The following is a 13,880-nucleotide window of genomic DNA, read 5'->3' on the forward strand; positions in this document are numbered from 1 at the left end:
TGAAACTTAGAATTTTTGGATCTTTGAAGGTAAGTTAAAATACATATTATAAGATTTATAAAAAGAATACATCGCTGATTCATATGCTGGTGACAATATTTTAGGAATTTTCGGCCCTTTGTTAGTTGTAATTGGTCCTTCATATAATTCACCATTGTAATTATAAATAGTTAGAATATTTGTCTGATATTTAACACCAGCATATTTTGTAACTTGATTACCAAATTCTGCTTCTGAATGAGTTTTATTTAATAAGACTGAAACATTATTACTATAGTCATAAAAGTATGTATTATCTAGTTCTGAAATTACATTATATTGATAAGAAACCAAATAAGCTGTAGATTTTATAATATAATAAGGTGGTGCATATCTAATAACATTAATAGAGTCATTATTAACATATTGATCACCTAAACTATCAGAGTATACTAGTTTATACTTAATAGGATTATTTCTTAATTCATTTAATGATATAGCATTTGATGAAAACGGAATTAAAATGAATACGAATAAGAATAAAAATCTAATCAATTAAATCACTTCCTAAAAAAACTTAATATTATATATATTATTTACTTTAATAATATATATAATATTATTAAAAGACAAGAATAATTGAAGTAGCTTTTAAATCTTAATTTTTATATTCATATATTTAGCATAGATGTGTTATTTCCTTTGAAAATAACGTATCTATGCTATATAATAATAAGATATGAAAGGATGTGTCTCGATGAAAATCAGCCAAGAGGAAATTAAAAAAATCGCCTTACTTTCACGCTTGGAAGTTAAGGAAGAACATATGGCACATGTAGAAAAAGAGTTGTCCGACATCTTGACTTATGTTGCTGAACTAGATGCATTAGAACTTGATGGCGTGGAGCCTATGGCTCATGCAGTACCATTGCACAATGTATTTAGAGAGGATGAAACAAAACTATCCCTCGATCATGATTTAGCTTTATCCAATGCTCCAGAAGCAGAGGATGGGTACTTTAAAGTACCTCGCGTTGTACAAGAATAGGAGGTTTCGCTGTGGCAACAATTCATGAATTACACAAGAAACTAGTGAATAAAGAAATCAGCGCTGTTGAATTGACGAATGCTGTTATTGCACATAAAGCGAAAGTGGAACCGACTGTACATGCGTACTTATCCGATTCTCATGATCGTGCTTTGGCTACGGCTAAGCTTGTAGATGAAGCAATTGCTAAAGGTGAAGCTATTTCCCCATTGGCAGGTATTCCTGGTGCCATTAAAGATAATATTTGTATTAAAAATGAACCTGCAACATGTGCATCTAAAATGTTAGAAAACTTTGTGCCTCCATACAATGCGTCTGTTATTGAACGTTTACAAGACAATCATTATATTAGCCTTGGTAAACTTAACATGGACGAATTTGCTATGGGTGGATCTACAGAGAATTCTGCATTAGCTAAAACATCCAATCCTTGGAATGCTGATTGCGTACCAGGCGGTTCTTCTGGCGGTAGTGCAGCAGCTGTATCCAGCGGTTCTGCTATTTGGGCTCTTGGCTCTGATACAGGTGGGTCTATTCGTCAACCAGCATCCTTCTGTGGCGTTGTAGGTTTAAAACCAACATATGGTAATGTATCTCGTTATGGTTTAATTGCTTTCGCATCTTCTTTGGATCAAATTGGCCCTGTTACTCGAGATGTAACTGATGCTGCTTTAGTATTAAATGCTATTTCTGGCCACGATGCTAAAGACTCCACATCTATTCCTGGTGCTCGTGTAGACTACACTACAGCACTTGTAAATGATGTAAAAAATCTAAAAATTGGTGTACCAAAAGAATTCTTTGGTGAAGGTCTCAATAGCGAAGTTCGTAAAGCTGTGGAAGAAGCTATCGAAACATACAAAAAATTAGGTGCTGAAATCGTTGAGGTTTCCTTGCCTAATTCTAAATATGCATTGTCTGCATACTATATCATCGCATTGGCAGAAGCTAGCTCCAATTTGGCTCGTTATGACGGTGTAAGTTATGGTATGCGGGTACCTGCAGATAACTTAGTAGATATGTCTACTAAAACTCGCACAGAAGGCTTTGGTCCTGAAGTACAACGTCGTATCTTGTTAGGTACCTATGTATTGAGTGCTGGTTACTATGATGCTTATTATTTGAAAGCATTGAAAGTTCGTCGCCTTATTAAAAACGAATTTGACGAAGCATTCTCCAAGGTGGATTTGATTTTGACACCAACTGCACCTAATACGTCTTATAAATTTGGTGAAAAAGCAAATGATCCATTAGCAATGTACTTAGAAGATATCTGTACAGTACCAGCTAACCTTGCAGGTATCCCAGGTATCAGCATTCCAGCAGGTATGAGTAGCAGCAATTTACCAATTGGTATGCAATTGCTTGGTCCTGCTATGGGTGAAGAAACATTGTTACGTGCTGCTTTCACATTTGAACAAGCACGTCCAGACTGTCAATTAGTAGCACCAACTGGGGAGGTTTCTCTATGAGTAGTAAATACGAAACAGTCGTTGGTTTAGAGGTTCATACAGAGCTTAAGACTAAGTCTAAAATCTTCTGTGGTTGTACCACTGAATTCGGCGGCGATCAAAACACACATGTATGCCCAGTGTGCCTTGGCTTGCCTGGTGCTATGCCTGTGTTAAATAAACAAGTAGTAGAATTTGCTATTAAAGTAGGGTTAGCATTGAACTGCGAAATCCTTAACTTTAATAAATTTGACCGTAAAAACTATTACTATCCAGATTTGCCTAAAAACTATCAAACATCTCAATATGATTTGCCAATTTGCTTGAATGGTCATTTGGACATCGAAGTAAATGGTGAAACTAAACGCATTGGTATTACGCGTATTCACATGGAAGAAGATGCAGGTAAACTTGTTCATAGTGGCAACACTATTTCCGATTCTAAATCTTCTAACGTTGACTACAACCGTACAGGTGTTCCTCTTCTTGAAATCGTATCTGAACCAGATATTCGTTCTGGTGCAGAAGCGAGAGCATATGTTGAAAAACTACGTTCTATCTTGCAATACTTAGAAGTATCTGACGGTCGTATGGAAGAAGGTTCCTTACGTGGTGACTGTAACGTATCCGTACGTTTGCGCGGTACTAAAGAGTTTGGTACGCGTACAGAAACTAAGAACGTAAACTCCTTAACAGCTATTCAAAAGGTTGTTGAATACGAAGCCTTGCGTCAAGCTAAGTTGATCGAAGCTGGCGGTAAAGTAGATCAAGAAACACGTACTTGGGATGATGCTCAAGGCATTACTATTGGTATGCGTAAGAAAGATGAAGAAAACGATTACCGTTACTTCCCTGAACCAGACTTGGTACCAATTGTAATTACGGACGAAAAAATCGAAGAAGTACGTCGTGCGTTACCTGAATTGCAAGATGCTAAGATTGAACGCTTTGTATCTGAATATGGTTTGTCTCGTGAAGATGCAACAATCCTTACTGTATCTCGTAAAACTGCAGATTTCTTAGATGCTACTGTAAAAGCAGGTGCAGATGCTAAGACTGTGGCTAACTGGATGCTTGGTGACTTGTCCAAGATGATTAATGAAAGTGGTTTAACATTCGCTGAATCTAAAGTAAGCCCAGAAAACTTGGCTGGTATGATTGCCCTTATCGATAAAGGTACAATCTCTGGTAAAATTGCGAAAAAAGTTATCGTATCTATGTGGGAATCCGGCAAGGATGCCGATACTATCGTAAAAGAAGAAGGTCTTGTTCAAATCACAGATACTGGTGCTATTGAAGAAATCGTTAAGCAAGTTATTGCTAACAACCCACAACCAGTGGCAGACTTCAAGAGCGGTAATGGTAAGGCTATTGGCTTCTTAGTTGGTCAAGTTATGAAAGAATCTAAAGGCCGTGCTAACCCAGGTATGGTAAATGAATTGCTTCAAAAATTCTTGAATGACTAATTTGTGCGTTAGCATACATTAGCTACAAATAACACCAATATAATACGTCCCCTATAGATATATGAATTTATATTTGTAGGGGATATTTATTTGCATTTTTTTAGCTAAAATATGATATAATAGGTTGTATAAAATTAATTATTATTTTGGTCATATAGAGGAATTAACTATGTCTGATCAACAGAATATACATAACAATCAAAATACATATAAAAATAGTCAACAACGTAGTAGTTTTGGAGGCAATTCGGGAACTACTGAGCCTAATACGCGTGTATTATCCGATGATGAACGCCGAGACTTTGATGGGGTAACTATTGAAGAGGTAGGTGACTCTGTGCACGTTGATTCAACGCCAACTTACATGGATGAAGAGCGTCAACGTTACGAACAGTATAATCAATATGGACCGCAAGTAAAGGTGTATAGCTTTAATAGTACAAGCTGGCTTAGTCGCATTATTTTGATTATCCTATTAGCTGTCATTTTAGCAGCTGTAGTATTCTTTGGTGGCATTATCCTATCCGTAGTAGGTGTTGTCATATTAGTGGGGGCTATTGTTTCCTTTATCTTTGGCCTCTTTTAATGGTATAATATATATATTATGACTAGACGGTGGCTGAGCCATTCGATGATATAAAGGGGACCTATGAACGTAGTTTTATCCACATTAAACTCAAAATTTATACATTCCTCCCTGGCTTTGCGGTATCTCAAAGCCTACGGGCAGGCTCACGGACAGGCATACGATATAGTAGAATATACTATTAATATGCCTGTTTTACATATTCTTAGCGATATTACAGAGCGCAATATAGATGTATTGGGCTTTGCTTGTTATATCTGGAATATTGAAATGACCTTACATGTGGTGGACATGGTAAAAGCTGTTCGACCAGATATTAAAATTATCTTAGGCGGTCCAGAGGTATCTTTCACAGCCGATGAAATTCTAAATCGCTGTCATGCTGTTGACTATGTTGTACAAGGCGAAGGGGAAGAAGCCTTTTATCAACTTATTAGAGCTTTAACAAATGGCAAGGATGGCCTTACAGAGGAAATTGCTGGCATTCGTGGCCGTCATATTTCTGGCCAACTTATGGGCTCTACTGAGGCTGTAGAGGTTAAAGATCTTAGTACCATTCCATTCCCATATGTAGACGAGGATATGGAGGATTTAGAACATAAAATCATCTATTATGAATCCTCTCGCGGATGTCCATTCTCTTGTCAGTATTGCTTATCTGGCAACAAGAATACAGTGCGATTCTTCCCACAGGAGAGAACCTTCAAAGAACTACAATGGTTTATCGATCACAAGGTAAAACAAGTTAAATTCGTAGATAGAACATTTAACTGTGCACCACATCATCATCGCCCTATGATGGAATTCATGCGAGATGCTAATACAGAGACGAACTTCCATTTAGAAATGGAGCCTGAGCTCATGACAGAATGGGAAACAAATATTCTCTGTGAAACACCACCAGGGCGTATTCAAATCGAAGTGGGCGTACAAAGTACACATAAGAAAACTTTAGATGCCATTAACCGATATAATGATTGGCCGTACATTCAAAAGGCAATTCGCCCTATTATTGAGGCGGGACGCACACATGTACATATGGATTTAATTGTAGGCTTACCTCATGAAAATAAAGCTCGATTTGGATTATCCTTCAACGATTTATTTAGCTTACAACCTCATGCGCTGCAAATCGGTTTCTTGAAATTATTAAAAGGGTCTGGTGTACGCCGCATGGAGGAATACCAATATATTAGTGATCCTTTAGCACCTTATGAGGTTTTGAGCACTCATGTATTACCATATAATGATGTACGCTTCTTAAAGCATTTTGAAGATGTATTTGAACGCTTCTATAATAGTGAACGCTTTAGAACTGTTTTTGGATATATTGGAAGCAAGCTCATAAAAGAACATACTGACACATCCATAACTGGTGAAGATACAGCAACAAATCATGTACCACCTATGAAAAAGTATGATCCTAACAAGGTAGAACCTAAAAAAGATGCCTTTTCTTATTTCTGTGAAATGACACAGGCTTGGCTCGATGCTGGAAATCATAAGGTTAATTTGAAAGATATCGACCAAATTGAGTTCTTGTATAATTTCTTCTTGTCTAAAGGTGACAAAGTAGCAGCCGAACTATTGCAATATGATACACTTGTTAGCTATCGAGGTAAGGTTCGCAGCGAAGCCGTTGGTTTGCCGAAGCAGACAAAGGAACTTTTACAAGAAGGGGAAGCATTCTGGCGCAACGAAGAAATTGCATCTCAGTATATTCCAAACTATACCTTCAAAGAATGGCGTAAAATTCGCCAACAATATGTAGAAATGCCAATGTCTGAAGATACGGCACATGTATTAGGCATAGAGAATGTACCTAATACACCATTTACAGTAGTTATCGACGTTAATAAAGAGGTAAAACCATTTATACGTCCTGAAATAGAGGCTTGTTAAATTTCACAAGCGATGATTGGTTAGTTAAATAGGAGTGTTATGACCGATACAACGAGACCAAAACGATACCGCATGGTATCTAAATATTATAAAGAAACCTATGGGGAAAAGGTTTATAAATTGCCTGTTGCGTTGCCGTTGACTTGTCCAAATCGAGATGGTTCGGCAGGCGTAGGAGGCTGCACCTTCTGCGGAGAAATTGGTGCTGGTTATGAAAATCGTCCTGCGTGGATGACAGTGCGTATGCAATTAGAGGAAAACATTGCCCACATAGGTCCAAAATACAAGGCGAAAAAATTTATACCTTATTATCAAAACTTTAGTAATACCTATTTGGGACTTGATGATTTTAAAAGCTATATGGAGCAAGGCTGTATTGATGAAGCAGTAGGCATTGCTATTGCTACGCGACCAGATTGTATTGCTGATGAATACTTAGACATTTTAGCTGATATTAGAGATCGCTATCAAAAGGATATTTATATTGAATTAGGCCTGCAAACGGTCAATTATGATACGTTAGAGAAGATTAATCGTGGCCATGATTTAGCGCAGTTTATTGATGCTGTACTACGCATTAAGAGATATGGATTTAATGTAACAACACATATGATAGTAAATCTTCCATGGGATACTATGAAGGATACTATTGAAGGAGCCCGTATTTTGTCAGCTCTTGGCGTAGATCAAGTTAAATTACATGCCTTATATATCGTTAAAAATACATTGATGGCCAAGTGGTACCAAGAAGGTCAATTCACCTTAATCAGTGCAGAAGAATATGCTGACCGGGTAGTCAACTTTGTCCGTCATTTACACCCTGACATTGTATTGCAACGTCTTGTGGGGCGCGCACCTGAAGATAATACGCTCTTTACAAATTGGTCTATGGGATGGTGGCGAGTTCAAGACTTAATTGATGATAAATTAGACGAACTGGATGCCCATCAAGGTGATTTATGCGATTATTTAAACGGTAAAGCCGTTCGTAAGTTTATAGATTAGGAGGTTGTATGAGCGAACAAGTATTTACATTTCCTACATATGACCTAGCACAATCCATACTAGGTCAACATAATCGATATTTGCATATGATGCTTGAAGTCATCTCTGTAGATGTAGTGGCACGCGGAGATACTGTGGTTATCAAGGGCGATGAAAAGCAAGTAGAGGCCCTGTATCGCACCTTAGAAGAACTAGTATTCCTATACAGAGAAGGTAGTACCATCACTGAGTCCCAAGTTCGTATTGCGGCCAAACTTGTAGCGAACGGTAAAGCTGATGCTGTACATACTATGTTTGAAGATACCTTATCTGTTAATATGCGCGGTAAAAATATTACGCCTAAAACGGAAGGTCAAAAATACTATGTAGATAGCATCCGTAAAAACACCATTACCTTTGGTATAGGCCCTGCTGGTACAGGTAAAACATTCTTAGCCGTAGCGTTAGCTGCATTCTATTTAAAAAACCGCAATGTAGATAAAATCATTTTGACTCGTCCTGCTGTAGAGGCTGGTGAACGATTAGGCTTCCTACCTGGTGAATTACAAGACAAGGTAGATCCTTATTTGCGACCTCTTTATGATGCATTACATGAAATGTTTGGCATCGAACAAGTACAACGCTTTATGGAACGTGGTACTATTGAGGTAGCACCATTGGCATATATGCGTGGTCGTACCTTAGAAAACGCTTTTGTTATTCTAGACGAAGCTCAAAATACGACAGCTGAGCAGATGAAGATGTTCTTAACCCGTTTAGGTAACAACTCTAAAATGGTAGTCAACGGTGATAAGACACAAATTGACTTGCCACCACGTGTTGTGTCTGGTCTTGGCGAGGCTGAAAAGGTATTGCGTCATGTACCTGGTATTAATATGGTTTACTTTAGCGATCAAGACGTTGTTCGTCACGATTTAGTTGGTCGTATTGTAAAAGCTTACGATCAGTATCATGAACGTAAATTAGCTGGTGAGACTGCGGAAACTAACGCAGCATCTAAAGAGCATGTAGCGAAAGGATAAGCATGTATATACATATTAGCTATGATGAAGGAATTCAAGAGGATTCCAATATTGAGGCTGTTATACGCAAGGTCTGCGATGAAGTGAGTCGCGTATATGGTCTTGAAGAAGATGAAATGAGTATTTTACTTTGCGATAATGCTAAGATTCACGAGCTTAACAAAGAATATCGCGGCATCGATAGACCTACCGATGTATTGTCCTTTGCCCTTAATGAAGGGGATGACTACGAAGGCAGTGAAGAGGAACATCACTTACTTGGCGATATGATTATTTCCTTAGAGCGCACTCGTGAACAGGCTATTGAATATGGACATAGCTTTGAACGAGAACTAGCGTATTTAACGACTCACAGTTGCTTACATATTTTAGGCTATGACCATATGAACGATGAAGATAAAAAAGAGATGCGTACTGAAGAAGAATTTATCTTAGGTAATCTCGGTTATGTGCGGGAGGATGCACCATATAATGAATAAGAACGAATATTTTAAATCTGGCTTTGTTGCCGTTGTAGGACGCCCTAATGTTGGTAAATCTACATTAATTAATGCCCTTATTGGCGACAAAATCGCTATCGTATCCGATAAGGCTCAAACAACGCGTAACCGTATTATCTGTGTATATACAGATGAAGCAAAACAAATTGTTTTCATGGATACACCAGGTGTACATAAGCCAAAACATAAATTAGGTGAATTCATGGTAGATGCTGCCATTGAGTCCTTGAAAGAAACGGAAGCTGTTTTATTTGTAGTAGCAGGCAATGAAAAACGCGGCCCTGGGGATAACTTTATTATTGAGCAATTAAAACGTGTAAAAGTTCCTGTTTTCTTAGTCGTTAACAAGATTGATACTCTAAAAAAAGAGGAGCTTTTAGAAGCTATCGTGTCTTATCAAGATGCATATCCATTTGCAGGGGTTATTCCTATTTCTGCAAAGGATAAAGAGAACCTAAACGAAGTTCTAAATGTATTAGAAGAAACATTACCGGAAGGTCCACAATACTTCCCAGAGGATATGATTACGGACCAACCAGAACGTCTTATCATTTCTGATATTGTTCGTGAAAAAATCCTATTGGCTACACGTGATGAAATCCCTCATGCTATCGCTGTAGACGTAGATGAAATGAAAACACGTGATGATGGTACAACCTATATCCGTGCTACTATTTACTGTGAACGAGACTCTCAAAAGGGAATTATCATCGGTAAGAAAGGTGCCTTGTTGAAACAACTCGGTGCTGAAGCCCGTGTAGATATTCAAAAATTATTGGCTACAAAGGTGTACTTAGACCTTTGGGTTAAGGTTAAAAAGGATTGGCGCAATAAATCCGGCATGTTATCCGAACTTGGGTATCGAAAATAATTTGATATAATATATAGATAACGTATTTCCATAGTTAAATGAAAGGAATTGTAATGGATAGTGTAGATGGCCTGTTACCCATAGGGTTTGGTCTTGTATGTATTTTCTTAATTAACTTTTTTGTGGTTGCAAAGTTCTCCTTTGCCCGCCTTCGTAAAGAACATGTAGAGGATATGGATATCCTTTTAGAGAAGGATCGAGAGTTTTTATTAAAACTCTATCAAAACCCTGAGTATTTTTTAAATACGACGCAGTTTTTGATTTTATTCTTTATTTTGGCTCTTGCTGGTACAGGCACCTATGTATTTGATAATATCGTAGATCAACTTGTAGCGGTATTTAATGTGCATAGTACATGGATGCACCTCGTACTAGATATACTTTTATTGCTATTAATTAGCTTAATCGTTTTAATCTTTGGTGAAATAGTACCTAAAGCATTGGGATTATCGTTCCCAACAAAGTATGTAAATACTTATAGCCGTATCGTAGTGGCTGCTGGTCGTTTGGTATATCCGTTCATTTGGATTGCTAGTAAAATTTCCACTGTTATTTTGGGCTTTTACAAAACTAAATATTTAACTGAGCTAGATCTTGTGTACTCTGAAGAAGAAATCCGTATGATGATTTCTCGAAGTCATGAAGAAGGTCAACTAGACCAAGTAGAATCAGAGTTGATTGACAATGTATTTAACTTTGTAGATCGTAGAGCTAAAGAGGTTATGGTACCGCGTCAAGATGTGGACTGTATTTTCGTTGAAGACGGTTACGATGAAGCAATGAAATTTATTCGTTCTAAGGCTCATACGCGTTACCCTCTATGTGTGGAGGATAAGGATCATATCATTGGTCTAGTTCATATTAAGGACCTCATGGAACGTCCTAACCAAGCGCGTAAGGATTTGCGTAATGTAAAACGAGATATCTTAACTGTTCCAGAAGTAATGAAATTGTCTACATTACTACAATACATGAGAACACGTCGTATTTATCAAGCTGTTGTTGTAGATGAGTACGGTGGTATGGTTGGTCTCGTAGGTCTTGAGGATATTATTGAAGAGCTAGTCGGCGATATTCAAGATGAACATGAACCACACTTACCAGCTAAAATTGCTTATGCAGATGGATCCTTTGAGTTTGATGGTAAGGTCCTCGTAGACGAAGTAGAGGAAATGATGGACGTTGAAATCGACGATTCCGATTCTGATACAATTGGGGGCTATGTATTTGGTCTCTTAGAACGGACACCAATCGTTGGTGATACTGTGGATGCATTGGGATATACCTTTGAAGTAACACAAATGCAAGGCTATCGCGTATCCCGTATTAAAGTAACACCTTTACCTGAAGAGGAAACAACGGAAGAAGAACATGAAGAAGCTTAATGGTGGTTTTAACACGCCTGCCATCGTCATTAGTCGAAAAAAACATAAGCTATACTCTGTATTTACTTTTATCACACCTAGCTTAGGGATTATACGTGCATCCATACCGCATAAGCGTATGATGACCATGCGTAACAGTTCCTATTTACGTCCCTTTAGTGCCATGTATATAACGGTCGTACCTGATGGTGAATATGTAAATGTTACACAAATTGATGGTTCCTATGTGGTAGAATCGTTAGATGTGAATTTAGATAATATTGCTTACGCTGCAGTAGCCAGTGAGCTGATTCAAGAACTATTTGCTATGTATGATGTAGATCGCAAGGTGTTTGATACCGTTGTAAACTATTCCAAGCAAATTAGACGCCGCAATGTGCAATTGGGAACTATTATGCTTGGTTGGCAACTATTATCTCTTGCTGGTATTGTACCAAGTGCTAATGCTTTCACTCATCAAGATGGCATCGATCCATTCTGGTTGCAGGTGAAAGAAACGACGAATCTTAGTGTTTCGCGTTCTGTGAAAGCTGGATTACCTCAAATTATCGCTTACCAGTGGGGCGAAGATACGCCTATAGAACTTCCTAAAACAATATGGAAGGAACTTGAAAAACTACTATTTGCATACTGCGAGCAAGAAATTGGTAAACCATTACAAAGCGTTAAGTTTTTAAATTCCATAATTTAATGATAGTCAAAAGGCAGTTTGAGAAATCAAACTGCCTTTTGTTGAAATATATTATGAGGTACTATATGGATACAATATACTCTTCGTTGCCTATCGAAAAAATAAATGAAGATAAACCTTTAGATTTACAAGAAATCCAACAGATATATAATTTACTATTAACTAATGACTATTATATGTCTGATGATTATGGGGTAATAAATAAGTTATTTCAAACGATGGTTTTAAATAATAGTTGGGATCCCAAAATGGCACTCAGATACTTTGACTATTTATGTTTCTTAAGTTGGGAATATGAAGCCATCATTGTTAGAGATCTTCTATTAGATAATTATGTTAGCTTAGCTGGGGAATTTTGTTTAGAAACAGAATTAGTAAAAGATGGACTAAGTTATTTTAGAGATGATGCTATTTGGAGGGGGAAGGATTATGATAGTGACACTATTCCGGCATCTATGTCTGAATGGGCCATTTATTATGATGAACAAGATCAAAGGTTTCATAAAGTGGACCCGTCAATGATAGAACATATTATTATTAAGGAAATTGATGCTGAAAAGGGTATTTATATGATTGAAAAAAGATAATCCAAATAGACATATGTTCATCTGTAGTTGACACTTTTAATAACAATTATTTATAATATAACAATATTATATTATATGTTTTTATAGGAGGTCATTATGCAGCTTTTGGGAAATCTCAAAATACATTTTCTAGCGCTCGTACTAACTGTAGTCGCTGAATTTATAGGCATAAAAAAGCTAGGTCCTGTTGTATTATTGCCATTATTGTACACATTGATTCTAGGTTTATTAATTTCTATTCCTAAGTTTAAGATTCTTACGATTGAACAAATGGAAAAATCCGCAGATTATATCGGTATCGCCGTTATGATCTTGATGGTAAAAGTAGGTTTAGGTATCGGACCAAATCTTGGTATTCTCACTAGTGCTGGCTGGGCATTGTTATTACAAGAGCTTGGTCATTTCTTTGGTACTATTGTATTTGGTTTACCTGTAGCATTATTAGTTGGTATGCGTCGAGAAGCAGTAGGTGCTTGTTACTCCGTAGACCGTGAACCAAATGTAGCGATTATTATCGACAAATTTGGCTTTAGCTCTCCTGAGGGCCGTGGTGTTATGGGCATGTATATATGTGGTGTTCTTATTGGCGCTATGTGGTCTTCTGTATTAGCAGGTATGTTGGCACAATCTGGTTGGTTCCATCCTTTGGCATTAGCTATGGGTGCTGGTGTAGGTAGTGCTAGTATGATGGCTGCCGCTACGGCTCCAATCATTGCAGTATATCCAGATTATGAACAACAAATTATGGCTCTTGCTGGGGCAGCAAACTTGTTGACTACAGTATTAGGCGTATACTTCGGCCTATTTATTTCCTTACCGGTAATGGAAAAAGCTTACAACTTCTTTACTGGTCGTACCCGCGAACAAGATTTAGCAGAGGAGGCAGCAAATCATGAGTAAAAGTGAAAAATTAACACAATTTGTCATCGTTATTTGTATTGCTGCTATCATTACTGCAGTAGGTAACGTAATGGATGGTAAACACCTATTTGGGGACAGCTTAATCGGCGTTGCCGTATTAGCATGTCTTGCTACTATTGGTGCTTTGATCTCTTACTTGCCATATGCTAATAAATTGCCTATGGTATTCTGGGTTTCCTTAGTCGGTGTTGTTGCATCCTTACCAGGTATGCCTGGTCAAGAATGGATTATAGCTAAAACTAGCCAAGTTACATTCCTTGCTACTACAACACCTGTACTTGCTTATGCAGGTCTATCCTTAGGGAAAGACCTTGGTGCATTCCGTCGCTTATCTTGGCGCATTATTCCTGTTGCACTAGCTGTAACAGCAGGTACTTTCATCTGTGCAACAGCATTAGCCCAATTAGTACTTCACTTAGAAGGTTTAATTTAATACTAAATCATAATGTTAGATGTCTAAATTATG

The 13,880-nt window shown here is 37.6% G+C and carries 15 protein-coding genes; 14 read left to right on the top strand and 1 reads right to left on the bottom strand.

Annotated elements, in window-relative coordinates; translation table 11 throughout:
• Positions 1 to 6: 6 nt before the first annotated feature.
• Entirely contained in the window at positions 7 to 534 is a 528-nt protein-coding gene (locus ACWTVK_RS01950; RefSeq protein ID WP_456045771.1) for a hypothetical protein, read from the bottom strand.
• Between the two features lie 202 nt (positions 535 to 736).
• Here ACWTVK_RS01950 and gatC point away from each other — a divergent pair, with 202 nt between their 5' ends.
• The 14 genes from gatC to ACWTVK_RS02020 all read left to right on the top strand — a co-directional run bounded on the left by gatC (position 737) and on the right by ACWTVK_RS02020 (position 13,847).
• Positions 737 to 1,027: an Asp-tRNA(Asn)/Glu-tRNA(Gln) amidotransferase subunit GatC gene (gene gatC / locus ACWTVK_RS01955; RefSeq protein ID WP_456045772.1), complete on the top strand. Its 291-nt coding sequence runs from the start codon at positions 737 to 739 to the stop codon at positions 1,025 to 1,027.
• Between the two features lie 11 nt (positions 1,028 to 1,038).
• On the top strand, positions 1,039 to 2,499 hold the full coding sequence (gene gatA / locus ACWTVK_RS01960; protein ID WP_456045773.1) for an Asp-tRNA(Asn)/Glu-tRNA(Gln) amidotransferase subunit GatA: 1,461 nt from the start codon (positions 1,039 to 1,041) through the stop codon (positions 2,497 to 2,499).
• On the top strand, positions 2,496 to 3,944 hold the full coding sequence (gatB, locus tag ACWTVK_RS01965; protein WP_105093834.1) for an Asp-tRNA(Asn)/Glu-tRNA(Gln) amidotransferase subunit GatB: 1,449 nt from the start codon (positions 2,496 to 2,498) through the stop codon (positions 3,942 to 3,944). The genes gatA and gatB overlap by 4 nt, the downstream gene beginning before the upstream one ends.
• 169 nt (positions 3,945 to 4,113) lie before the next feature.
• Positions 4,114 to 4,530, top strand: coding sequence for a DUF4229 domain-containing protein (locus ACWTVK_RS01970; RefSeq protein WP_456045774.1), 417 nt, complete (start codon positions 4,114 to 4,116; stop codon positions 4,528 to 4,530).
• A gap of 63 nt (positions 4,531 to 4,593) precedes the next feature.
• Positions 4,594 to 6,432 (top strand): DUF4080 domain-containing protein, encoded by a 1,839-nt coding sequence (locus ACWTVK_RS01975; RefSeq protein ID WP_456045775.1) that lies wholly within the window; start codon positions 4,594 to 4,596, stop codon positions 6,430 to 6,432.
• 39 nt (positions 6,433 to 6,471) lie between these two features.
• Positions 6,472 to 7,437, top strand: coding sequence for a TIGR01212 family radical SAM protein (locus tag ACWTVK_RS01980; protein WP_456045776.1), 966 nt, complete (start codon positions 6,472 to 6,474; stop codon positions 7,435 to 7,437).
• 8 nt (positions 7,438 to 7,445) lie between these two features.
• Positions 7,446 to 8,459, top strand: coding sequence for a PhoH family protein (locus ACWTVK_RS01985; protein ID WP_005386516.1), 1,014 nt, complete (start codon positions 7,446 to 7,448; stop codon positions 8,457 to 8,459).
• A 2-nt stretch (positions 8,460 to 8,461) separates the two neighbouring features.
• A complete protein-coding gene (gene ybeY / locus ACWTVK_RS01990; RefSeq protein ID WP_005386517.1) occupies positions 8,462 to 8,938 on the top strand; it encodes an rRNA maturation RNase YbeY in 477 nt (158 codons plus the stop codon).
• Positions 8,931 to 9,830 carry a GTPase Era gene (era, locus tag ACWTVK_RS01995; RefSeq protein WP_456045777.1) on the top strand — a complete coding sequence of 300 codons (900 nt, stop codon included), beginning with the start codon at positions 8,931 to 8,933 and terminating at the stop codon, positions 9,828 to 9,830. Before ybeY ends, era begins: the two co-directional genes overlap by 8 nt.
• Positions 9,831 to 9,883: 53 nt before the next feature.
• A complete protein-coding gene (locus tag ACWTVK_RS02000) occupies positions 9,884 to 11,215 on the top strand; it encodes a hemolysin family protein (protein WP_303939791.1) in 1,332 nt (443 codons plus the stop codon).
• Positions 11,202 to 11,906: a DNA repair protein RecO gene (recO, locus tag ACWTVK_RS02005; protein WP_456045778.1), complete on the top strand. Its 705-nt coding sequence runs from the start codon at positions 11,202 to 11,204 to the stop codon at positions 11,904 to 11,906. Before ACWTVK_RS02000 ends, recO begins: the two co-directional genes overlap by 14 nt.
• 65 nt (positions 11,907 to 11,971) lie before the next feature.
• The gene (locus ACWTVK_RS02010) at positions 11,972 to 12,493 is read left to right on the top strand and encodes a hypothetical protein (protein WP_456045779.1); all 522 of its coding nucleotides are present in this window, start codon (positions 11,972 to 11,974) and stop codon (positions 12,491 to 12,493) included.
• A gap of 96 nt (positions 12,494 to 12,589) precedes the next feature.
• On the top strand, positions 12,590 to 13,393 hold the full coding sequence (locus tag ACWTVK_RS02015) for a DUF3100 domain-containing protein (protein ID WP_456045780.1): 804 nt from the start codon (positions 12,590 to 12,592) through the stop codon (positions 13,391 to 13,393).
• Positions 13,386 to 13,847: a hypothetical protein gene (locus tag ACWTVK_RS02020; RefSeq protein WP_308522093.1), complete on the top strand. Its 462-nt coding sequence runs from the start codon at positions 13,386 to 13,388 to the stop codon at positions 13,845 to 13,847. The genes ACWTVK_RS02015 and ACWTVK_RS02020 overlap by 8 nt, the downstream gene beginning before the upstream one ends.
• Positions 13,848 to 13,880: the final 33 nt, after the last annotated feature.

Source organism: Veillonella sp. Ser01 (genome assembly GCF_053850375.1).

Bases quoted from the DNA above. Each gene is read 5' to 3' on its own strand.
- gatC (WP_456045772.1), top strand. From the start codon at position 737: ATGAAAATCAGCCAAGAGGAAATTAAAAAAATCGCCTTACTTTCACGC.
- gatB (WP_105093834.1), top strand. From the start codon at position 2,496: ATGAGTAGTAAATACGAAACAGTCGTTGGTTTAGAGGTTCATACAGAG.
- ACWTVK_RS01970 (WP_456045774.1), top strand. From the start codon at position 4,114: ATGTCTGATCAACAGAATATACATAACAATCAAAATACATATAAAAAT.
- ACWTVK_RS01975 (WP_456045775.1), top strand. From the start codon at position 4,594: ATGAACGTAGTTTTATCCACATTAAACTCAAAATTTATACATTCCTCC.
- ACWTVK_RS01980 (WP_456045776.1), top strand. From the start codon at position 6,472: ATGACCGATACAACGAGACCAAAACGATACCGCATGGTATCTAAATAT.
- ACWTVK_RS01985 (WP_005386516.1), top strand. From the start codon at position 7,446: ATGAGCGAACAAGTATTTACATTTCCTACATATGACCTAGCACAATCC.
- ybeY (WP_005386517.1), top strand. From the start codon at position 8,462: ATGTATATACATATTAGCTATGATGAAGGAATTCAAGAGGATTCCAAT.
- era (WP_456045777.1), top strand. From the start codon at position 8,931: ATGAATAAGAACGAATATTTTAAATCTGGCTTTGTTGCCGTTGTAGGA.
- ACWTVK_RS02000 (WP_303939791.1), top strand. From the start codon at position 9,884: ATGGATAGTGTAGATGGCCTGTTACCCATAGGGTTTGGTCTTGTATGT.
- recO (WP_456045778.1), top strand. From the start codon at position 11,202: ATGAAGAAGCTTAATGGTGGTTTTAACACGCCTGCCATCGTCATTAGT.
- ACWTVK_RS02010 (WP_456045779.1), top strand. From the start codon at position 11,972: ATGGATACAATATACTCTTCGTTGCCTATCGAAAAAATAAATGAAGAT.
- ACWTVK_RS02015 (WP_456045780.1), top strand. From the start codon at position 12,590: ATGCAGCTTTTGGGAAATCTCAAAATACATTTTCTAGCGCTCGTACTA.
- ACWTVK_RS02020 (WP_308522093.1), top strand. From the start codon at position 13,386: ATGAGTAAAAGTGAAAAATTAACACAATTTGTCATCGTTATTTGTATT.